We start from the raw sequence: 19,359 nt of genomic DNA, 5'->3' as shown, positions 1-19,359 counted from the left end.
TAATGACGGGTCTGTGATAGGAGCTACTTTCCCTGTTTCTTCTGTCCACAGGCTGACGGTGTTTTGATTGAGCTTGCTGCGACGTCCAGTATCGCCTTTTCTGCTTTTGGTGATATCACAATCGGGTGCGATCCCGGAACGGGCGCCCATATTTACTGGCAGCGTGGCGCCTGCCAGAGTGAAGCTGATGCACAAGGCGTAAGCTACGCGCCCTACGCACATGCCTTGTTCGGATTTTTGATGCAGACCGATGCAGGGCTGACTGAGCCAGTGCTGATGATCGGCTGCGGTGGTGGTTCATTGGCAACGATGCTGCATCGGGCCGGACGGGCGGTCGAGATCGTTGATATTGACCCCGTCTCGTTCGAACTGGCACGGTCGCATTTCGGCTTACCTTCCGATATTCCATGCCATATTGCCGATGGTGTCGCGTTTTTGCAGGCCATCAATCCGCATCAACGCTATGGCGCAATCATTGTGGATGCGTTTCATGGATCGGAAGTGCCACCTCATTTTCTCGATCTGTCGTTTTTTCAGCTTTGCGCCACACGGCTTCAAGGCGGTTTCGTGGTGATGAACGTGCTGGAAACCACCGCAAACAGAGTTGGGCTGTCATGCCTGTTCCGCACACTCGATGCGTGGCTGCAACAGGAAGGACAAAACCTGCGTTTGTTCGAGGAAGGCATGTGCGGGGAGCAGAATCTTCTTTTGCTCGCTGGGAATGTCCATGATCTCAGTATGCCGGAACTGATGATGCCGCCCCATGGCGCGGCAGAGGAAATTCGCGATGATCTGGCTCGCATGCGCTTCCGCCCTGATCTGGAGCCACCCTCATGGGGCGTGGTGCCCTGAGAAGTGTGCCCTGAGATCAGGGGCGAGCCTGTTCCAGAACCGACAGGAATGCGCTGGACACCCCGCTCTTTTGTAATATGTCCGTGGTCAGGGGAACACCGACAGCACAGGCCGCCACCACATGGGGCAGACCGGATGGCTGGATCATCAGTGCGTGCTGTTTCGCATCCGGCCATAGCATGAAGGGCACTTCATCGGTCAGGACGGAGGCCAGACATTCTTTCACGGCATCTGCATCGAGATCGACATTGCCTTTACGAGGATAGGAAGCCCGGTAGAGCTTCATCAGCGCTGCAGACTGCACGACACCGAGCTGTGTTCCATCCTCCGCACTGTCCAGACTGGCCTTGCCGATCAGGGAGGCAGGCAGAACGCGGACCCAGTTGACCGGAGAACCGGTTTCGAGATTGTAGACGAGCGGGAAAAAACCATAATCCGGGTGCGCGCCCCCACAGGATGCAAAATCCGAGACGAAATAGCTCAGATAAGTTGGCCCGTTCATGGTGACGCTGATTTTGCGTGACCAGCCATCAGCTTTGGTGAGGGTATCCTCCGTTGCATTTCCTTTGCACCCCTTTGCCGCGCTCAGCACGCGGGCATCGGCTTTTTCGAGTGCCTTGTTGATGCGCTGAAGGGCAGGGGTATTTCCCTCCGGGCGGGGAAAAGCGGCGATATCCGGGGCAATGGCTGTCTGCTGATGCAGCGTAACCCCTTCTGCGTATGTGGGAGCCGGCAAAAAAATTGCTGTCATCATCAACAGGGAAGCCGGAACAGATGACCGGCAGGACAGGGAAAAAATATTCATCACTTTGGCCATCCTCCATTATGAAAAATATCTCTTCCCCCTTTATAGACGCGCCTCTGGTATTACAGCTAGGTGCGGACAGGGTAATACGCAATGGAGGCAAACACCATATGCCTCTATAAGCGATCCCCGCTTGGGCAGAGACGCAGAAAAGCAGAAGGAACAGCGCATGGCCTATGATTACGATCTGTTTGTCATCGGTGGCGGCTCTGGAGGTGTGCGCTGTGCCCGTATTGCAGCCGGGCATGGGGCACGGGTCGGCGTGGCCGAGGATCGTTTCTGGGGCGGCACCTGCGTCAATGTCGGCTGTGTGCCCAAGAAAATCATGGTGCAGGCGGCGGAATATGGCGGGTTTGTAGAGGACAGCCACGGTTTCGGCTGGAACACGCAGCGCGGCGAACATAACTGGGCCGCACTGATCACCGCCAAAGACCGGGAGATTGAGCGTCTGAATGGAGCCTATCGCCGGATACTGAGCAGTGCCGGAGCAGACATCATTGATGCCCGAGCCACTCTGCTTGCTCCGCATCGTTTGCGTCTGACCAGCGGTGACGGCACGGCACGGGAAATAACGGCGGAGCGCATTGTCATTGCGACGGGCGGTCACCCCTCACGTCCTGATATTCCTGGTGCGGAGCTTGGGATTGTTTCGGATGATGCGTTTCACCTTCCCTCCCTGCCGCGTCGGATCGCTATTCTGGGGGGCGGATATATCGCGGTGGAATTTGCCGGATTGTTTCGCGGGCTGGGGGCGGAGGTGGATCTGATCTATCGCCAGTCTCTGCCGTTGCGGGGGTTTGATGGCGACATGAGGACGGCTCTGGCTGATGCCTACGTGGCGGATGGTATTCGTCTCCATCCTGACAGCACCATTACCGCGATCGAAAAACATGACGGGCAGAGGATCCTGACGCTTGATCATGGAGAAACCCTGACGGTTGATCTGGTATTTTTTGCAACCGGGCGCGTACCGGCAACGCAGGGGTTGGGTCTGGAGGAAGCTGGTATCGAGACCGGAAAAGATGGAGCCATTCCGGTTGATGATCGCTGGGAAACCAATGTAGCCGGGCATTATGCGATCGGTGATGTCACCAACCGGATGAACCTGACTCCCGTGGCGCTGGCGGAAGGGCATATGCTGGCGAACAGGCTGTTTTCCTCCGGGCATGCCGGTCAGGTATGGAATTTCCATCAGGTTCCAACGGCGGTTTTCTCGACGCCCCCCATCGCGACCGTTGGCATGACGGAGGAAGAAGCAGAGAAAAATGGCCCGACAGAGGTGTTCACGACCGGCTTTACACCGATGCGACACCAGATCAGCGGTCGCAAGCGCCGCAGCTTCATGAAACTTCTGGTGGATCAGGCCAGCCAGAAAATCGTCGGTGCGCATATGTTCGGCGAAGACGCGCCGGAGATCATGCAGGGTCTGGCCGTGGCGATCACGACAGGCGCCACCAAGCAGGATTTCGACCGCACCATCGGCATCCATCCCACTGCGGCCGAGGAGTTTGTCACCATGCGCAGCCGCACCAGAACGGTCGGGTGATCAGAATCTTCAGGACAGACAGTGCGTCGGTTTTGTAAACCGAAGGTCGTAAGCCAGCCGGTCACGGCTGGTTTTTGATCTGCTTCTGTGCAGGCTGAGCAGCTTCAGCACTTTGGGCGGCACGGGTATGGAAAGCAGTGGCCAATGTGACATCCCCTGCGCGGATGGCTGCATCCTCCGCAAGAGTAAGCGCAGTGCGCATGCCGCGATAATCCAGCAGCGCGCGCCGCTGATCAGCGAGGACAGAGGCGGTTGAGATTGCTTCCTTCCAAGCTCCACGCTGCATGGCAAGGCGTGTGTCCAGTTCCCCGGCATCGGCGGCTGCCACCAGAGACAGGGCAGGGTCAATTTTCTGTCGGGCTGAGGACAGAGCGGAGAGGTCTTTCTGCCGGTCCGCAATCAGCCCGGCGACGAAGGCGGCGCGCTCGTGCAGGGCCGGATCGGTGGAGTGCAAGGCGCTGGAAGCAGCCTGCCATGCCTCGGTATCGCGATGGGCGCGATACAGGGCGCTCGCTTCCACCAGATCGAGCAGAGGCTTCCCGGCATGATCATTGCGCAGGAGCAGCCCGGTGCGGGTGCGGTTAAGAGTGTCAAGGCTCTGTTGCAGCTTGCCATGTGCCAACTGGGCGGTTGCCAGATCATATCCGGCATCGTGCAGAGCCGATGCATCATCCCTCAGCAGCGCCTGTTGATAAGCCGTCTCGAAATTCTGTTCCGCCTGATCGGTGGCGAGATAGCGCATTGCCTGAAGGCCCGTATCGAAAGCGTTGGACAGTTTCTGGTCCTGCGGCAGAGGCGGCGTGCCATGTCTTCCGCAGCCACACAGCAACATGCTCATGAACAGGGCTGGTAAGGCGCTGGCCCGTATCATGGCTGGACAGCCGAGGGAGGAAGCCGTCTTATATCTGCGGGTGGCGTACCGCTGCCGCCCAGAATCCACAGGCCGCGCACCTGCTCGATCAGCTTCTGAAGATCATGCGCCGTAACCTGCGCCTGCAATACCAGCGGGGGAATATCCTTTGTGATACCCGATACGTTCTGCATGACGGCGGGAAAATCCTTCGATGCTTTTGCAAGATTGCCGGTCGCAGACCGCATGTTGTTGAGAACAACATTGGTAGAGGCAAGCAGCCCGTCCGCGTGTTCGACAATTGGATCAAGCCGCGCCATGGCCTGTTGAAGGGAGGCAAGGCTGCTTTCCGCCTCTTTCACCAGCGTATCATCGGTCAGAAGCCTGCCCGCATTGCCTTTCCCTTCGCGGATATTTTTCAGAATGGCACTGAGGTTTTCTGTGATCATCTGGGCATTGTGCAGGAGCGGAAGCGCCTGTTTGCGGATGTCGGTGATGGTGCTGGATAGCATCTCCATCGGGTTCTGGTCGGTGGTGGCGGACAGCACGGCATAATTCCAGTCCAAAGGTTGGCCGGTGCCGCGTGTCAGCGACACGAAAGCAGCACCCGCCACCGCATAGCGCAGTTTGATGGTGGCCTTGCTGTCCTGGCGGATAAAGGGTTCCGCCTGCGGGTCTATTTCGGCCAGTGCGTACATTTCACCATCGGCATTCAGTTTCATGCGGCGGATCATGCCGGCGTGAATCCCCATGACCTCCACATCCGCACCGGGGGAGAGGCCGCCAACGCCTGTCTGGGGGAGAAGGATGCGGAGTTCTCCGGGAGGCTTCAGCCAGTCGCGCAGAAACCCGGCCTCAATCACGGCACCGGCAAACACGGCGATGCAGGCCAGCACCAGAAACCCGACCCATTCATCGGTATATCGCCGTCCATAGAGCGGGCGTACGGTCGTACCGGGAGGGGTGGAAGGATCGGAGTGCTGCATCATGATACCCGTAGCGGGATGAGGCCGTTATCGTTCAATAAAAACCGGTGTGAAAACGCATCGGCGAAGGGCCGCCAGTTATTGCGGCCCGTGTTGAAGCAGATGGCGGCGGCCCCCCGATCCAGCGCACGTGTCAGGGCGGACAGCAGCGTGGGCATGATCTCTGGAGCCGGGGGAGGATCCAGCAGCAGCAGGGCAGGCTGTCCCATGAAGGCGCGGACATAGCTTGCGCGAGCCAGATCAGTCTCTGACAGATGGGCGGGGGGCACGGTTGGCAGGCCGGGAAGGCCAAATTCAAGACAGAGTTTGACTGCCTCATCCACCAGATCGGACAGCTTCTGTCTGGTGTGATGCAGGCGGGGCAGCAGGATATTGTGGTCGGTCCCGCTCAATGTATTCCATGCGCCGCGTTGATAGGTGCGGCCGATCCTTCCGCGCAGGGCATATTGTTCCAGCGTGTTGATCTGCGTCCAGTCGAGCCCCTGAAACAGCACTGCTCCCGAGGAGGGATGCTGTATACCGCAGCACAGGTTGGAGAAGGCAGTGGCGGTGATCTGGGCGTGGGTGGTCAGCAAGGTGCATTCGCCCTGTTGCAGCCGCATGTCCATAAGGCGTTGCGGCAGGCCGGTCAGGGCAAAATCCGGTTGGGCCTGACGAAGTTCCAGAACGGTGAGACCACGGGACATGGGGCTATACCGTGACGGTGAACAGGATGTTCACGATCATGACTGTCAGGATACCACGCGCAAAGCCGCGGGATAACAGGGCCTGCAGATCGTTATCGGTCTGCGCCGACAAGCCGGTCAGACAGCTCGACAGCCCGACCAGAAAGCCCACCACCATCAGTTTCAAGGGGATGATGATATAATCCAGTTCACTCATTGATCCGGTGACACTGGTCAGAAACCCCCACAGGGATTGGGTGATCAGTCCTTCCTCAGTGGCGACGGCAAAACCGACACACAGGGCCGTCACCGCAAACACCATTCCCAACGTGAAGGCGCTGACGGTGAAAGCGATGGTGCGCGGCACGATGATCAGAATGAATGGATCGATCCCCTGGGCCTCCAGGGTTCTGATATGTCCGTTGGCGCTGAGCATGCCGAGCTCGGAGATCATTGGCATACCGCTGCGGCCCAGCAGGATGATCCCGACCAGAATCGGAGACAGTTCCCGCAGCAGAATGGTTGCCAGGATCGTGCCGGTACTCTCCACCATGCCGGCAAAGCCAAGCCAGTAGATGGCCTGCGAAATCATAGCGATCCCGACCAGTGTCGCGGTGAACAGGGTACTGATCACGCCGCCCCCCGCGGCTTGATGCAGGGTCTGACCGAACGCGGCCCTTGTGGTTCGCCGCCAGCAGGACGGGCGCCCGACCTCCAGCACCACGCCGGCGCTGGCAGCGACCATGATCAGCAGGAAGCGCAGCATGTTGCGTGTGCCGCGTCCGATGACGCGCAGAAACAGCCGCACCCGTGCGAAACTCTGTGCCGGGATCGTGGCTGTCTGCATTATTGCCGCCCCGCCATGCTGTAGGCACGGCTGATACCGGTTTGCGGCGTGTAGAACGCCCCCCGGTTGCGGAACAGGAAGTGGCTACGCAACAGCTTGTAGGCCGCTTCGGTTACCTGAATGGAGCCAGGCAGGGCATTGCCCTGTGTCATGGCCTCGGCTCCCTGCAAAGCGTGGCCCCATATGTTGAAGACGGCCGGGTCTTTTCCCAGCCATGCCCCCATGGCCGGGCCGACATCAATGCCGATATGGAAATTTGGATCGATCTCCTCTCCCGCCAGCCGCGTGATGCACGCATCACGGATCGCCAGTGCGGCATCCCCCATCTGAAATGCTGCCTGAGGATCAGGCGTGCTGCCGCATCCGCTGACGGCGAACAACCGGTGCCCGGCCAGTTTGAGGGAAAAAATATCGTGTGTGCGTGCGATCTCCTGAAAATCCGAGGCCATGTCTCCAACAAGACGGATGATGGCTGCCTGATCGGCCTGATTGCTGATGGCGACAGGCTGCACGTCGAAAGTGATGACCATCGCCACGATGGAAGGAAATACGCCGTTTTGCAGGCTGTCCGGACCAGGCTGATCATGGGGGGAAAGCAGGCAGGACTCTGTTGCCACCGGTTGTGGCGGGGCAGACTGCGTAGCGATGGTCTGCGGCCTGGAAAGGTCCGGTATCATTGCTGCCTCGGTCTGGCTGCGCAGACGGATACCGACGATACCGCTGAGAATGCTGACGATATGGCGGGACTCAGCCAGCCGCCCGGCATCTTCCAGCATGATGGCACCGACAAAACCGTCCTGATCCGGGATGGGCTGTACCGAAAGAGAGCGTGTCTGGCTGTTTCTCATATGCAGCCTGTAAAGCCGCTCGGTACGGGGATCGGCAGCGGCATCCTGAATCGTGAACGCTTCGCCGCCTTCGATGGCCTCCAGCAATGGTCCTGCTTCCGTCATGCCGAGGGAGAAGCCGCCCATATGGCTGTCCCTGCGACGGTCATAGATATCTTCACAATGGAGGGTTCGTCCGTTTCTGCCGATATGCCAGATGCTGGCACGCTGTGCCTGACTGACGGAGGCGAGATGTTCAGTCAGGATAGGTGCTTCCTCGTTGCCGTCGAAAATGTCGGGATGACTCATCAATTGTTGCAGGGATCGGCGCTCGTCCTCGGCCCGCTGGTTCTGGTCGGTCAGAACATCCATGACGTGCTCGACCCGTCTGCCCTGGCGGATCAGGAGACCGGCCAGCACCATGGCCAGCGCAACTGTCATGCCGGAGTACAGCAGCATGCTGCGGCTGTCCTGTGACCCGAAGGCTGCAAAATCCTTTGTCGGCAACACGATCAGCAGTACCCAGTCAGGTGCTCCGGCAGGGAGTCTGGCGGCGATGAAAACGTAATCCTCGCTGTCCTGCCCGCGCTTAAGGGTAAAGCTGCCCGGTCCGTATCCGCTGACATGGAAGATATTGAAAGCACGGGAGAGTGGAGTGTCCTGCCCGGTTTTAGGATCAGCGGCGATGTGCGCCTTGACGGGATCGAGCGCGGCCTGACCCAGCACATCACGCGATGCGACAATCTGCCCGTTTTTCTGCGCAATCACCGCATAACCGTGCTCACCGATCTTCAGAGAATCGAGAAAGGACGATAGCTGATCCAGCGAGATGTTGACGGCAATGACGTGATCGCGGGTATCCGCATTATGATAGGCGGTGGACGTCGTAATGACCGGACGCCCGGTGGGTTTGAAAATATAGGGCGGGGACCAGTATGGCTGCTTGGTCCTGACGGGCTGTTGATAATAGTTGCTGGTGCGAGGATCGTAGGGATCGGGGCTGGGGGGGGCGCTGGAGACCAGTTCACCATTGGCATTATTACGAATAACGGAACGGAGCCTGACCCGGTCGGGTCCGGCGGACACCACCACGATCTCCGTTCCGCCATTGCCGTCCCGCTGTACCAGTGCAAAATCACCATCCGAGTTGGCGAGATAGAAAGCCTGAATTTGCGGCACCTGCCGCAGCATGCCGCCCGCGTAGAAGTTGAACAGCTTGCCGTTATTGTCGAGCGCACCATGCTGAAGCAGATCCTGCACCAGTCGGGAACCAAGCTGTGCAGGTGAAAGATAGGTCGTGACTTCCTGAGCGATATAATTCTGTGTCGCGTTGAGCAGTTCGTTGGAGAGCTTGATCGTATTGGTGCGCACCAGAATATAGGAATGATACCCTATGGCAAACATGGACCCGAGAACCAGGGTAATGCCGATGGTGGGCAACAGCACCCGGCGCAGCTTGCGGCGGGTACGCTCCTGTCGTTGCCCGGTTGGGTCGATGACTTCATCGGGCTGCTCGGCGGGCTGCAAAAACGCGATCTCCTGACTGGCTCCGTGCGGTCTCATTACCGGAGCGGTATAAACCCGCCTGCTTACGGCTGGTTCCGGCATAGCAGCGGGATCAGGTGGCGGCGAGGGAGGGATGTGATCACATTCAGGATGGCTCCCCCGGCAGACGTGGGGTCGGATCGCGCACCAGCCAGTAAACGATCCCCAGACACAGGATCGCGGCAGAGAGGGAGAGCATCTCCACCATGCCGGTATCCTTGATGTCCATGATGATGAACTTGCGTACCGTGGTGAGCATACCAATCAGGATGACGGAGCGGATGCGAATGGCGGGCCGGTCCCGCCCGTCTCCGATCCGCAGCAGGGAGTGTTTGAACTCCAGCGCGATCAGCACGGTAAAAATCATGCCGAAAATCCGTTGCAGCACCTGGGGGTCGGAGGGGTTCAGCCCGTGCTCGGCCAGCATCACCACCAGCGATGCCACCAGTCTCCAGAGCGACAGCGCGGCCAGCAGGACGATGACGATGGTCAGGATCAGCATCACCCCGTCCTCGAACAGGTCGAACAGTCTTGTCGCCCATCGGGAGGAAGAGAAGCGGGTTGATGGCAGGCGGGAACTGACAGGCTGACCACTCATGAAGAAGGCTGTCCTTGGTGGAGGATACGATTCGGGGATCATCGTGCTGTGAAGTTAGGGATAACGCGCCATGTTGTGAATTCAGACTACTGCCCGTCATGCAGCGTTGCCGGAGGCACACCCCTGACGTGAAACGGCAACGATTGGACGGGGCGCGGTGTGCGGGGTAGCTTGGAAGGATTGTCTGGCCGGCGCGATAGAGAAATGCCGTCCCCGGTTGGACAGAACGGAATTTGCCGGAACGAGATACGCAATGGATACGATCATGACCGCCGGACCCTCTGCCCCGGCTACTGCCAAGGCCTGGACGCCGCAAAGCTGGCGTGAGCGCCCGATTTTGCAGGTGCCGGTCTATACGGACCCCGCTGCGCTGGGTGAAGTCGAGCAGCGTCTGCATCGTTATCCGCCGCTGGTTTTTGCGGGTGAGGCACGCCGTCTGAAGGCCCAGCTTGCCGAAGTGGCACAGGGGCGGGCTTTTGTGTTGCAGGGCGGCGATTGCGCGGAGAGTTTCGGCGATTTCACCGCCAATATCATCCGTGACACATTCCGGGTGCTGTTGCAGATGGCGGTGGTGCTGACATTCGGCGCTGGTTTGCCGGTGGTGAAGGTCGGACGTATGGCCGGTCAGTTCGCCAAGCCGCGCTCCAGTGATACTGAAACGGTGAATGGGGAGACCCTGCCCAGCTATCGCGGTGATATCATCAATGGGCCGGCCTTCACGGCGGAGGATCGCGTGCCGGACCCGGCACGGATGGAGACCGCCTATTTCCAGTCTGCCGGCCGGATGAACCTGCTGCGGGCCTTCGCTTCCGGCGGCTACGCTGATCTGCATGAAGTCCATCGCTGGAATCTCGGCTTCGTGGAGCGTTCCCCGCTGGCCAGCCAGTATCGGGATATGGCGACCCGCATTGATGAAACGCTGCGCTTCATGGCCGCCTGTGGGCTGAAAGACACCGCGCAGGTGCGGGAAACCGAATTCTATACCGGGCATGAGGCGCTGCTGCTGCCTTATGAGGAAGCCTTCACCCGGGTCGATTCCACAACAGGCGAGTATTACGGCTGCTCCGCGCATTTCATCTGGATTGGCGAGCGGACCCGCCAGCCCGACGGGGCGCATGTGGAGTTCATGCGCGGCATCCATAATCCCATCGGCATCAAGCTCGGCCCGAATGCCGATCCTGATGAGGTGGTGCGCCTGTGCGAATTGCTGAACCCGCGCGCCGAGCCGGGCCGCATCACCCTGATCAGCCGCATGGGTGCAGACAAGGTGAGGGATCGCCTGCCGCCCTTGCTGCGGGCGGTCAAGCGCTCTGGCGTGCCGGTGGTGTGGGTGTGCGACCCGATGCATGGCAACACGATCTCGACCAACAGCAAGATCAAGACCCGTAATTTCGACAGTATCCTTGGCGAGGTGCGTGGCTTCTTCGACGCGCATGCGCAGGAAGGAACCTGGGCGGGCGGTATCCATGTGGAGATGACGGGCCGCGATGTGACCGAATGCATCGGTGGCGCCCACCGCCTGACCGAGACCGATCTTGGCCGCGCCTATGAAACCTTCTGCGATCCGCGCCTGAATGCGGAACAGTCGCTGGAATTGGCGTTCCTGCTGGCGAGTGAGTTGAAGCAGCGCCTGCACCATGTCAGCAAATCCATCCCGTAACGACGCAGAGAGAGACAGATGGGTGGCACTCATGAGGCACGCGACAGCGATGAGGATATAGCGAGCCGCACCGATGCGTATTTCAACCGTACGCGGGCCATCGTTTCCCGGTTTGGAGATGTGCCGGTCACCTATGCGGTGTTCCTGCGGCGTCCGGTTCTGTCAGCCACCAGGCTGGCGACGGAGTGGCTGCATGATGTGATGCAGCGGCGCGGCGAGCAGGTCATGATCGAGGCCCTCCACAAGGAGGGGGAATGGGTCGGGGCCGGGGAGCCACTGCTGTATATCTCCGGCAGTTTCCGGGCATTGGTCGATCTGGAGACGATCCTTCTTCAGAAACTCGGCCCGGCCTGTGTCGCGGCGCTGAATGCCAGCCAGATGTGCCTTGCCCTGCCGGAATCTGCGTTTCTGGCCATGGAAGCCCGCCATTGTGCGGGGGCGGAAATGGAGGACATCATGGCCTATGCCGCTTCCGTTGGCAGTGCTGCAGCCCGGCGAGAGGGGGCAAAAGGCTTTATCGGCAATGCCAATGATGCCACCGCCCACTGGTTCGGGGCCTCTTCCGGTTTCGGCACCATGCCGCATGCATTGATAGGTTATGCAGGCTCGACCCTGCGTGCCTGCGAGATGTTCGCCGAAACATTTCCCGAGGAGAAAATGACCATTCTGGCCGATTATTTCGGTCGGGAACTGACAGACACGCTGATCGTCTGCGGTCGTTTTCCGGAAAGGGCTGCGTCCGGCAATCTTGCCGTGCGCCTGGATACCCATGGTGGACGTTTCATGGAGGGTTTAAGCCCCTCCGCGAGTTATGCTGTCCTTGAAAAACACGCACCGGAGGCAATCCGTCGCTACCGCTCGGAGGACGAGCTGCGTTATCTGGTCGGCACCGGTGTTTCGGCAGCATCCATCTGGCATATGCGCGATACGCTGGACGAGGCCGGTTTCCCCAAAGTGGGGATTGTGGCGTCCTCCGGCTTCAGCGCTGAAAAATGCCGGGTCATGGCGGATGTGCATGCGCCGATCGATGTGGTCGGCACGGGCAGCTTTATCCCCGAACGCTGGAGCGAAACCTATGCGACAGCGGACATCATTGCCTATGATGGACAGAACCGGGTGAAGGTCGGGCGAGAGTTTCTGTTCCGCAAGGATCGCTGATCTCATCTGCCGGGGGTGTGGCGTGGAAACCCTGATGCCGGCTGGCGTTAAAGCCTGCACATTGCCGGATCGGATCATGTCATGAAGCTCTTCAACTGCGACCATTGCGGAAACCTGCTGTATTTCGAAAACCGGGAATGCGGCAAATGTGGGCACAGGCTGGGATATATTCCCCAGACGGCTTCGCTCAGCGCGCTGGAGCCGATGGAACCTGAGGAGGATGGAACAGCTGTGTTCCGCGCCATGGCGGATGGAGGCACTTATCGTTTCTGCGACAATGTAGTGAATGATGGCTGCAACTGGCTGGTCCCGACTGGGAGTGCCGACCGGTTCTGTCTGGCCTGCCGCCATAACCGGACCATTCCCGATCTGTCTATTCCCGGCAATCTGGAGAAATGGCAGAAGCTTGAGTTGGCCAAACATCGCCTGTTTTATACGCTGATCCAGCTTGGTCTGCCCCTGCCGACGGTGCAGGAGCATCCGGAGGGGCTGGTATTCGATTTTAAGGATGACACTCCGGAGGAGCCGGTGCTGACCGGTCACGATAACGGTGTTATCACCATCGCTCTGAAAGAGGCTGACGATGCCGAGCGTGCCAAGATGCAGCAGGAGATGGGCGAGCAATATCGCACTTTGATCGGTCATTTCCGTCATGAAGTCGGGCATTTCTTCTGGGATCGTCTGGTGCGGGATGGCGACCGTCTGGAAGAATGCCGTGCTGTGTTTGGCGATGACCAGCTGGATTATCAGCAGGCTTTGCAGAACCGATATGAGAACGGCCCCCCTGTGGGTTGGGAGGAGAATTTCATCAGCGCTTATGCCAGCGTGCATCCCTGGGAGGATTTCGCGGAAACATGGGCGCATTACCTGCATATCGTCGATACGCTGGAGACTGCCAACGCCTTCGGGCTTCAGGTGCGGGCAAAGGCCGATGTCAGCGGTGAAATGGCGACAAAAATTGATTTCGGTCCCCATGAGGTTGATCGTATCGAAGATCTGATCACCGCCTGGGTTCCGCTGACGGTGGCCGTGAACAGTCTCAACCGGAGCATGGGGGAGTCTGATCTATATCCCTTTGTATTGAACAGCGCGGTGGAGGCGAAGCTGGCCTTTATCCATACGCTGATTCATGATCAGCGCCATGCTATGGTTCAGTCGGAGCCGCAGGCGGCATAAACGGGGTGTCTGCCTTTCCGTCGCCTTGCTTCTATCGGCGGAGCAACTGCACTATATGATAGGCTTTCAACCCGCCCGCCACCGCGCCGGGCGGGTTTCCTGTTTTAGTGCGCCGGGCGGTCAGAACGCCCAGATGAAAGGCAGACTGGTTTGAGTGATCTGTTTTCTCCCGATGGTGGATGGTGTGTACGCATCCTCGATCTGTCGGCCCCCGAAGATGCGGCGCTGGAAGATCGCGTGGTGGAGGAAGTGTCAGGTTTTCTGACGCTGATGCACGCCAATGCCTTTGCACGCCGCTATGTGCGCGACAGCCTCGAACGGTGCCGCGAGACCGGTATGGCTCCGGCTGACGTGCTGGCCGCATGGTCTGCTTTCGGAGAGGACGCTGAAGTCGTGGATGGGGGCGAGCATGGCTGGTCCAGCGCCGCGGAAGTCGGGGTTTTCGCTCGTGAACCGGCCAAGGGGGAAGACCGGGACTGGCGCCTGATCGATCCACGCCGGGATACGGATGATGATGCGGAGGAGGGTGCGTCCTCCTCCGCCTCGGCGGCTGCCGATGGTGACGGGCGAGAGGATTGATCCATGGTGCATGTTCGTTTCGCGCCCAGTCCGACGGGCTATCTGCATGTTGGTAATGCCCGGATTGCAGTAGCCAATGCGCTGTTTGCGCTGCGCTATTCCGGCAAGTTCACCCTGCGTCTGGACGATACCGATCTGGAACGCTCCCGCGATGAATATGCGGAAGCGATTGCGCAGGATCTCCGCTGGATGGGGATTGAATGGGCCGATACATTCCGCCAGCGCGACAATATGGACCGCTATGAAGCTGCTGCTGAAGCTTTGAAAGCCTCCGGTCGTCTGTATCCCTGTTTCGAGAGCGAGGAAGAACTTCGCTACAAAAGGGAACTTCGTCTGAAGCAGGGACGGGCCCCGGTTTATGACCGTGCCATGCTGAAAATGACGCCGGAGCAGCGTGCACAGGCGGAAGCCAATGGCAAGCGTCCATACTGGCGCTTCCTGTTGTCCGATCGCACCGTTAGCTGGCGCGATGGCGTGCTGGGGCCGCGGCAGGTGAAGTTGCAGGCGATCTCCGATCCGGTGGTGATCCGTGCTGATGGCACGCCGCTTTATACGTTCACCTCGGTGGTGGATGATATCGCAACCGGTGTCACCCACATCATCCGTGGTGAGGATCATATCAGTAATAGCGGTGTGCAGACCGATCTGTTCGAGGCACTCGGCAAGGCGGCGCCTGCGCTTGCGCATCTGCCGCTGCTGACGGATGCGGATGGCGGCAAGCTCTCCAAGCGGATCGACAGCCTGACCTTGCGCAGTCTTGCGCGGGATGGGATCGAGCCGGTGGCGCTGGTTTCCTATCTGGCGCGTCTCGGCTCCTCCCGCGATCCGCAGCCATTGACGCTGGCGGAACTGGCGCAGGAGTTTGATCTGGATGCGTTTTCTGCTTCCTCGGCCCGGTTCGATGGCAGTCAGCTGGCCGCGTTGAATCGCCGCACCTTGCAGACTATGCCGTTCAGCGCCGTGCAGGACCGTTTGCCGCAGGGTGCGACAGAAGCATTCTGGGAGGCTGTGCGCGGCAATCTGGATATGCTGGCTGAGGCGCGTCTCTGGTGGGATGTCGTTGCGGGCAGCATTGTGCCACCGGTTCTGACGGATGAGGATAATGCCCTGCTGAAGCAGGCCCTCCCTCTGCTGCCGCAGGAGCCGTGGGATACCACCACATGGTCTGTCTGGACGCGTGCTGTGAAGGAGGCATCGGGCCGCTCGGGCCGGGCCTTGTTCCGCCCGCTCCGTCTGGCACTGACAGGGGAAGAGCATGGGCCGGAACTGGCCGCTCTGCTGCCTCTGATGGGGGCTGAACGTGTGTGGACCCGCCTCGCTCTGACATCGGGAGCCATGGCGGAATGAGTCGTGCTTTCGTCTCCGAGGATGCGATGGCGGCTCAGGCTGCCGAAGTGCCGGAACGCCCGATCAGTGATCGCCCCAATTTCGTGACTGCCAGCGGCCTGTCAGCGATTGAGGCGGAGATTGCCCGGCTGCAAACGGCTCTGGCGGAAGAAAAACAGTCCCATCCCGAGGAGAGTGAGAGCCGCGCGGCGCTGGCCCGTGATCTGCGGTACTGGCTGGCGCGCCGCGCCTCGGCCCAACTGGTGCCACCTGCAGCGGATGATCTGGCGGGGGTCGCGTTCGGGGATACCGTCCAGCTCAGTCTGGGTGATCGCACCGTGGTCTACCGCATCGTCGGGGAAGATGAGGCCGATCCGAAACAGGGCCTGATCAGCTATGCTTCCCCTCTCGCGGAGGCCCTGCTTGGGGCGGCGCTTGAGGAGGAGGTGACATTCGGCGCAGGCCGTCCGCCAGCAATGGTTCTGAAAATCATCCGCTGACAGGGTTTCTGTCAGCGGATAGGCCGGTGAAAAAAGTTGGCCAAATCGGGGATCGGTCGGTCAGGCGGTCAGGATACTTCCCTGGGCGTTGGTCACGCCGGACAGGGTGATGACGGTATGATCAGAGAGCGAAATCTGTAACGAGCCATTGGTGACGTTCTGGTTGATCTCGGTGAGTTGGTAGCCAAAAAGTCCGATTTTATCCTTGCTGGTGTCGAAATCATAAATCGCTGTCGTACCGCCGCCCGCACCGGCGGTAACGGCGAACACATCGCTGCCTGAGCCTGCGACGACCATGGCGTTGGCACTCCCCAGACCCACCAAATTCTGATTGCCACTGAGGAAAGCCGTCATGGTCCCGCCTTGGCCGGTCAGGATGGTATCGTTGCCGACGCCACCAAACAGGGTCATGGCACCGCCTCCGCCCATCACGAGATTGCTGCCTCCGGTTTCGGAAAGTTGCATGGTGCCTGTTCCGCCGAATACCGTGTTCTGTCCGGATTGGCTGCCGAATATGGTACTGGTGCCGGTTTCTCCGGCAATTGTGCTGCGCCCCATATTGACCAGAAGGCTGTTGCCGGTGCCCGTTCCGACCAATGCCCCTGTATTGCTACCAAATACGGTGCTGCTACCCGAGCCGGCATAAATGGCCCCCCCGCCTGAGCCGGCAACGATGATCGCGGCACCGGCCCCGCCAACCAAACTCACTTGGCCGCTGGTTGCACCGATCAGGGTGGAGCTGCCATGGCTGGCACCAAACAACTGATCCCCATTGCCTGCCGCACGCAGTTGCGTGTTGCCTCCACCCGCTACGAGCAGATTGCCGCCATCGCTTCCGCCGGAGAGGGTGCCTCCGCCAGCGCCGCTTATGACGGTGCTGGCACCGCTTCCACCAGTGAAAGTCAGGGCACCGGAACCTCCCGTAATGGTGCTTTTTCCCGAGCCGGCAATAAAGGTCAGGGCACCGCTCCCGGCGGCAAGGTTGAAAGACTGATCCGCGACCTGAATGGTATCCGCCCCCTGACCGAGTTGCAGGTTCCCGGCATTCAGGGCGTATCCGGCCCCCAGTCTCAGGCTGGAGCCAGCATTATTGAACGCAATCGTCTGGCTGGAGGTGAGTGTGCCTGTACCAGCCAGCGTTAGTGCAGAGGCGGCACCAAGTGAGACGGTGCCGATACTGTCCAGCCCCCCGTCGATAACCCAGCCTGCTCCATTGGCGAGCGAAAGAGCACTGAAATTCACGAACTCCGTGCCGATGCCGCTGAGTTTTCCGGTTGTGTTGGTGTCGGCAGATGTCGCTGCCATCAATACCAGAGCGCTGGATGCCACTGTGCTGCTGGCGGGGACGCCGCCATCAACGATCCCCTCAAACACGGCATCGGTACCGATCTGTACCTGATTGCTATAAGGCTCCATAGAAACCGGCGCCGCCAACTGAATGGCGATGTTATTCTGGCCGATGATTGTACCATCGGTGATAACAGTGCCGCCCGTTGTCACCGAGTTGTGGGAACTGTTTGCCACCATGGCCACCCCGGCCCAGTACCCCCTGATCACTGCACCATGATTATTGGTGACTGTGCCACCGGATGCCAGATCGATCCCGGTGTTATTGATACCGGTGATGGTTCCATAATTGGTGATACTATAAGAAACGGGAGAGGTATTGGCGGTAGGTACACCAAGCCGGATGCCAGTATCATCGCCTGAAATCACGCCCCCTGTGTTGTTCACCAGAGTGGTGTTGGCAATGCCATAAATGGCAACGCCATTTGTACTGCCGTCTCCGGCCCCGCCGAGAATGGTCCCCTGGTTGGTAATGCTGAGGGTTAGAGATGAAGAAGCCGCTTCAATATCCAGCCCATAATCCGTCCCCTGAATCAGGGCACCCTGATTATTATCAATGTTGGTGGCGCTGCCTGCCACGCTGCCGGTGTCATTCAATGAAACAGCCGTCGTGGCCCCGGTGCTGGCTGCGTTGTTGATGATGGTGCCACTGTTGACGATGGCGGCACCATACTCTGTCCCTGTTACTGGAACAGTGATCAGCCCTGTGGTGGTGTTGGTGTATATTTCGGAACCGGAAACAGTGACGATTCCTGTGCTGATGGTTCCGGAATTTGTGGTGGTTGTGGTCATCTATACATTCCAGGGTAAAAGCCGCGATAAGCTGACACTCAGTTGTATGGCACCGTCGTAGGCGTGATGCCGGTGCTGGCAATGGCGGTATTCAATATGCTGATGAATGTGCTGGCGCTGCATCTGTCGACACTCTGTGTCGTGCAACCGGGAATGATAAGAGTGCTGTTGCCGGGATTATTGCTGCCATTGGCGGTCAGGCGCCGGTTTTGCCTCATCTGGTCGAGTGTTGCGGCAATAAAACGGGGGCGGACAAAGAAATTGCCGCTACTATCGCTATAAAGTTCAAAAACCAAACCGGAGACAGGAGGTGAATCTTTGCTGACGCCATCCTGAGAGGTCCAATTTGCATTCATCAGGCTTCCCAAAGCCTGGACTGTGGAATCGTGTCCTACAAACAGAACCAGACGTGCAGTAGGCGGCCCCCCTGATGTTCCAGGCGTGGTAACCTGTGATAAGGCCAGCGCGATCTGGTTGGCGATATTCTCGGAATGAAAGGTGCCATTGGCGACCCCATTCGTCTGCGCTCTATAATCAGCCATATACCATTGAGTATAAAGCTGAATTTCGTTCAGTATCTGTTGTTTGGCAATGCCAAGGGAACTCCAGCTGCCCCAGGCAATATTGTTGACTGACAAGCCGGAAGCATATTGCAGTCTGAACTCATCTGCATAATCGCCGACATCTGCGCAAGTCGTTTGCGAAGGAGGATTTGTTGAGGAATTACAAGGATTATTGGAACTTGTATAAGTGTCTCCAGCCGCGGCTCCCATGATTTGCATCATCACATTCATCTGCGGTGCGATGCTAAGGCTGGGTGTTCCTGGCGTGAGGCTTTGATTGGAATAAAAAAGTGGATCATTGGAAGTTGATTGGTAATAATGCGCTGATAATCCACAACCTGGAAAAGCACCAGTTAATAAAGCGGTTCCGGTCGCTATAGTACGGGGTGTTCTGTTATCGGACCACACAAAAACCCCATTACTTGTTGGGGGGCATTGTGATGCAGCCTTTAAACCAAGCGCAGCGTACAGATCCGCATAATATCCTCCCATATTTTTGGCAAAGGCCGTTCCTGTCGCGGTCAGGCTACCCTTGGATACACCGTAGGTCGGCCAGTTCAGAGGCGAATAGGGGGCAGCCAGGCTGTTTGGAGCACCTATATCCTGGGAACGTATGCTGTGCCGGACCAGCGCAACGACTTTTCTAAGAGTCATTGTCTGGGCTGATGCAGGATGTGACGAAACGGTTGTAGAGAGAATGCATAGCGCAAGTAAGGTATGAAACTTAAATCTCATTA

General features: G+C 58.9%; 17 protein-coding genes. 8 read left to right on the top strand and 9 right to left on the bottom strand.

All coding sequences use genetic code 11. The features are described 5' to 3' along the window. Positions 1 to 63 precede the first annotated feature (63 nt). Positions 64 to 852 (top strand): spermidine synthase, encoded by a 789-nt coding sequence (locus GbCGDNIH6_RS07310; protein ID WP_072563396.1) that lies wholly within the window; start codon positions 64 to 66, stop codon positions 850 to 852. Between the two features lie 16 nt (positions 853 to 868). Here GbCGDNIH6_RS07310 and GbCGDNIH6_RS07305 read toward each other — a convergent pair whose 3' ends face one another. Continuing rightward, complete coding sequence (locus GbCGDNIH6_RS07305; protein WP_157692356.1) at positions 869 to 1,657, bottom strand: polysaccharide deacetylase family protein; 789 nt, start codon at positions 1,655 to 1,657, stop codon at positions 869 to 871. Positions 1,658 to 1,826: 169 nt separating this feature from the next. Between GbCGDNIH6_RS07305 and gorA the strand changes: the two genes are divergently transcribed. After that, complete coding sequence (gene gorA, locus GbCGDNIH6_RS07300; RefSeq protein WP_072563394.1) at positions 1,827 to 3,203, top strand: glutathione-disulfide reductase; 1,377 nt, start codon at positions 1,827 to 1,829, stop codon at positions 3,201 to 3,203. 61 nt (positions 3,204 to 3,264) lie between these two features. Here the strand turns inward: gorA and GbCGDNIH6_RS07295 are convergent, their stop codons facing one another. The 6 genes from GbCGDNIH6_RS07295 to GbCGDNIH6_RS07270 all read right to left on the bottom strand — a co-directional run bounded on the left by GbCGDNIH6_RS07295 (position 3,265) and on the right by GbCGDNIH6_RS07270 (position 9,521). After that, complete coding sequence (locus GbCGDNIH6_RS07295) at positions 3,265 to 4,074, bottom strand: hypothetical protein (RefSeq protein ID WP_157692355.1); 810 nt, start codon at positions 4,072 to 4,074, stop codon at positions 3,265 to 3,267. Then, positions 4,071 to 5,042: an MlaD family protein gene (locus GbCGDNIH6_RS07290; RefSeq protein ID WP_081370014.1), complete on the bottom strand. Its 972-nt coding sequence runs from the start codon at positions 5,040 to 5,042 to the stop codon at positions 4,071 to 4,073. Before GbCGDNIH6_RS07290 ends, GbCGDNIH6_RS07295 begins: the two co-directional genes overlap by 4 nt. Beyond that, positions 5,039 to 5,725, bottom strand: coding sequence for an ATP-binding cassette domain-containing protein (locus tag GbCGDNIH6_RS07285; RefSeq protein WP_072563391.1), 687 nt, complete (start codon positions 5,723 to 5,725; stop codon positions 5,039 to 5,041). The genes GbCGDNIH6_RS07290 and GbCGDNIH6_RS07285 overlap by 4 nt, the downstream gene beginning before the upstream one ends. Positions 5,726 to 5,729: 4 nt before the next feature. Continuing rightward, positions 5,730 to 6,551: an MlaE family ABC transporter permease gene (locus GbCGDNIH6_RS07280; protein WP_025320459.1), complete on the bottom strand. Its 822-nt coding sequence runs from the start codon at positions 6,549 to 6,551 to the stop codon at positions 5,730 to 5,732. Next, positions 6,551 to 8,905, bottom strand: coding sequence for a cache domain-containing protein (locus GbCGDNIH6_RS07275; RefSeq protein ID WP_198355729.1), 2,355 nt, complete (start codon positions 8,903 to 8,905; stop codon positions 6,551 to 6,553). Before GbCGDNIH6_RS07275 ends, GbCGDNIH6_RS07280 begins: the two co-directional genes overlap by 1 nt. A gap of 124 nt (positions 8,906 to 9,029) precedes the next feature. After that, positions 9,030 to 9,521: a phosphate-starvation-inducible PsiE family protein gene (locus GbCGDNIH6_RS07270; protein ID WP_072563390.1), complete on the bottom strand. Its 492-nt coding sequence runs from the start codon at positions 9,519 to 9,521 to the stop codon at positions 9,030 to 9,032. Between the two features lie 265 nt (positions 9,522 to 9,786). On the opposite strand from GbCGDNIH6_RS07270, the gene GbCGDNIH6_RS07265 reads away from it, so the two are divergent. From GbCGDNIH6_RS07265 to GbCGDNIH6_RS07240, 6 genes are all read left to right on the top strand, one after another. Beyond that, complete coding sequence (locus GbCGDNIH6_RS07265; RefSeq protein ID WP_072564438.1) at positions 9,787 to 11,181, top strand: class II 3-deoxy-7-phosphoheptulonate synthase; 1,395 nt, start codon at positions 9,787 to 9,789, stop codon at positions 11,179 to 11,181. 18 nt (positions 11,182 to 11,199) lie between these two features. Beyond that, positions 11,200 to 12,339, top strand: a complete 1,140-nt coding sequence (locus GbCGDNIH6_RS07260) for a beta/alpha barrel domain-containing protein (protein WP_072563389.1) — start codon at positions 11,200 to 11,202, stop codon at positions 12,337 to 12,339. An 81-nt stretch (positions 12,340 to 12,420) separates the two neighbouring features. Beyond that, on the top strand, positions 12,421 to 13,515 hold the full coding sequence (locus GbCGDNIH6_RS07255; RefSeq protein ID WP_072563388.1) for a zinc-binding metallopeptidase family protein: 1,095 nt from the start codon (positions 12,421 to 12,423) through the stop codon (positions 13,513 to 13,515). Positions 13,516 to 13,665: 150 nt separating this feature from the next. Next, entirely contained in the window at positions 13,666 to 14,094 is a 429-nt protein-coding gene (locus tag GbCGDNIH6_RS07250) for a hypothetical protein (protein ID WP_072563387.1), read from the top strand. A gap of 3 nt (positions 14,095 to 14,097) precedes the next feature. Then, positions 14,098 to 15,441, top strand: a complete 1,344-nt coding sequence (gltX, locus tag GbCGDNIH6_RS07245; RefSeq protein WP_198355728.1) for a glutamate--tRNA ligase — start codon at positions 14,098 to 14,100, stop codon at positions 15,439 to 15,441. After that, on the top strand, positions 15,438 to 15,920 hold the full coding sequence (locus GbCGDNIH6_RS07240; protein WP_072563386.1) for a GreA/GreB family elongation factor: 483 nt from the start codon (positions 15,438 to 15,440) through the stop codon (positions 15,918 to 15,920). The genes gltX and GbCGDNIH6_RS07240 overlap by 4 nt, the downstream gene beginning before the upstream one ends. Positions 15,921 to 15,980: 60 nt before the next feature. Here GbCGDNIH6_RS07240 and GbCGDNIH6_RS07235 read toward each other — a convergent pair whose 3' ends face one another. Further along, complete coding sequence (locus GbCGDNIH6_RS07235; RefSeq protein WP_157692354.1) at positions 15,981 to 18,059, bottom strand: beta strand repeat-containing protein; 2,079 nt, start codon at positions 18,057 to 18,059, stop codon at positions 15,981 to 15,983. A gap of 38 nt (positions 18,060 to 18,097) precedes the next feature. Next, positions 18,098 to 19,276: a histidine-type phosphatase gene (locus tag GbCGDNIH6_RS12395; protein ID WP_157692353.1), complete on the bottom strand. Its 1,179-nt coding sequence runs from the start codon at positions 19,274 to 19,276 to the stop codon at positions 18,098 to 18,100. Positions 19,277 to 19,359 lie beyond the last annotated feature (83 nt).

Source organism: Granulibacter bethesdensis (genome assembly GCF_001889525.1).
Classification (GTDB): Bacteria; Pseudomonadota; Alphaproteobacteria; order Acetobacterales; family Acetobacteraceae; genus Granulibacter; species Granulibacter bethesdensis_C.
This window is presented reverse-complemented; position numbering and strand designations above follow the sequence as displayed.

Excerpts from the sequence above, each read along its gene's own strand:
- GbCGDNIH6_RS07305 (WP_157692356.1), bottom strand. The coding sequence starts at position 1,657 with ATGAATATTTTTTCCCTGTCCTGCCGGTCATCTGTTCCGGCTTCCCTG.
- gorA (WP_072563394.1), top strand. The coding sequence starts at position 1,827 with ATGGCCTATGATTACGATCTGTTTGTCATCGGTGGCGGCTCTGGAGGT.
- GbCGDNIH6_RS07295 (WP_157692355.1), bottom strand. The coding sequence starts at position 4,074 with ATGATACGGGCCAGCGCCTTACCAGCCCTGTTCATGAGCATGTTGCTG.
- GbCGDNIH6_RS07290 (WP_081370014.1), bottom strand. The coding sequence starts at position 5,042 with ATGATGCAGCACTCCGATCCTTCCACCCCTCCCGGTACGACCGTACGC.
- GbCGDNIH6_RS07285 (WP_072563391.1), bottom strand. The coding sequence starts at position 5,725 with ATGTCCCGTGGTCTCACCGTTCTGGAACTTCGTCAGGCCCAACCGGAT.
- GbCGDNIH6_RS07280 (WP_025320459.1), bottom strand. The coding sequence starts at position 6,551 with ATGCAGACAGCCACGATCCCGGCACAGAGTTTCGCACGGGTGCGGCTG.
- GbCGDNIH6_RS07270 (WP_072563390.1), bottom strand. The coding sequence starts at position 9,521 with ATGAGTGGTCAGCCTGTCAGTTCCCGCCTGCCATCAACCCGCTTCTCT.
- GbCGDNIH6_RS07265 (WP_072564438.1), top strand. The coding sequence starts at position 9,787 with ATGACCGCCGGACCCTCTGCCCCGGCTACTGCCAAGGCCTGGACGCCG.
- GbCGDNIH6_RS07260 (WP_072563389.1), top strand. The coding sequence starts at position 11,200 with ATGGGTGGCACTCATGAGGCACGCGACAGCGATGAGGATATAGCGAGC.
- GbCGDNIH6_RS07255 (WP_072563388.1), top strand. The coding sequence starts at position 12,421 with ATGAAGCTCTTCAACTGCGACCATTGCGGAAACCTGCTGTATTTCGAA.
- gltX (WP_198355728.1), top strand. The coding sequence starts at position 14,098 with ATGGTGCATGTTCGTTTCGCGCCCAGTCCGACGGGCTATCTGCATGTT.
- GbCGDNIH6_RS07240 (WP_072563386.1), top strand. The coding sequence starts at position 15,438 with ATGAGTCGTGCTTTCGTCTCCGAGGATGCGATGGCGGCTCAGGCTGCC.
- GbCGDNIH6_RS07235 (WP_157692354.1), bottom strand. The coding sequence starts at position 18,059 with ATGACCACAACCACCACAAATTCCGGAACCATCAGCACAGGAATCGTC.
- GbCGDNIH6_RS12395 (WP_157692353.1), bottom strand. The coding sequence starts at position 19,276 with ATGACTCTTAGAAAAGTCGTTGCGCTGGTCCGGCACAGCATACGTTCC.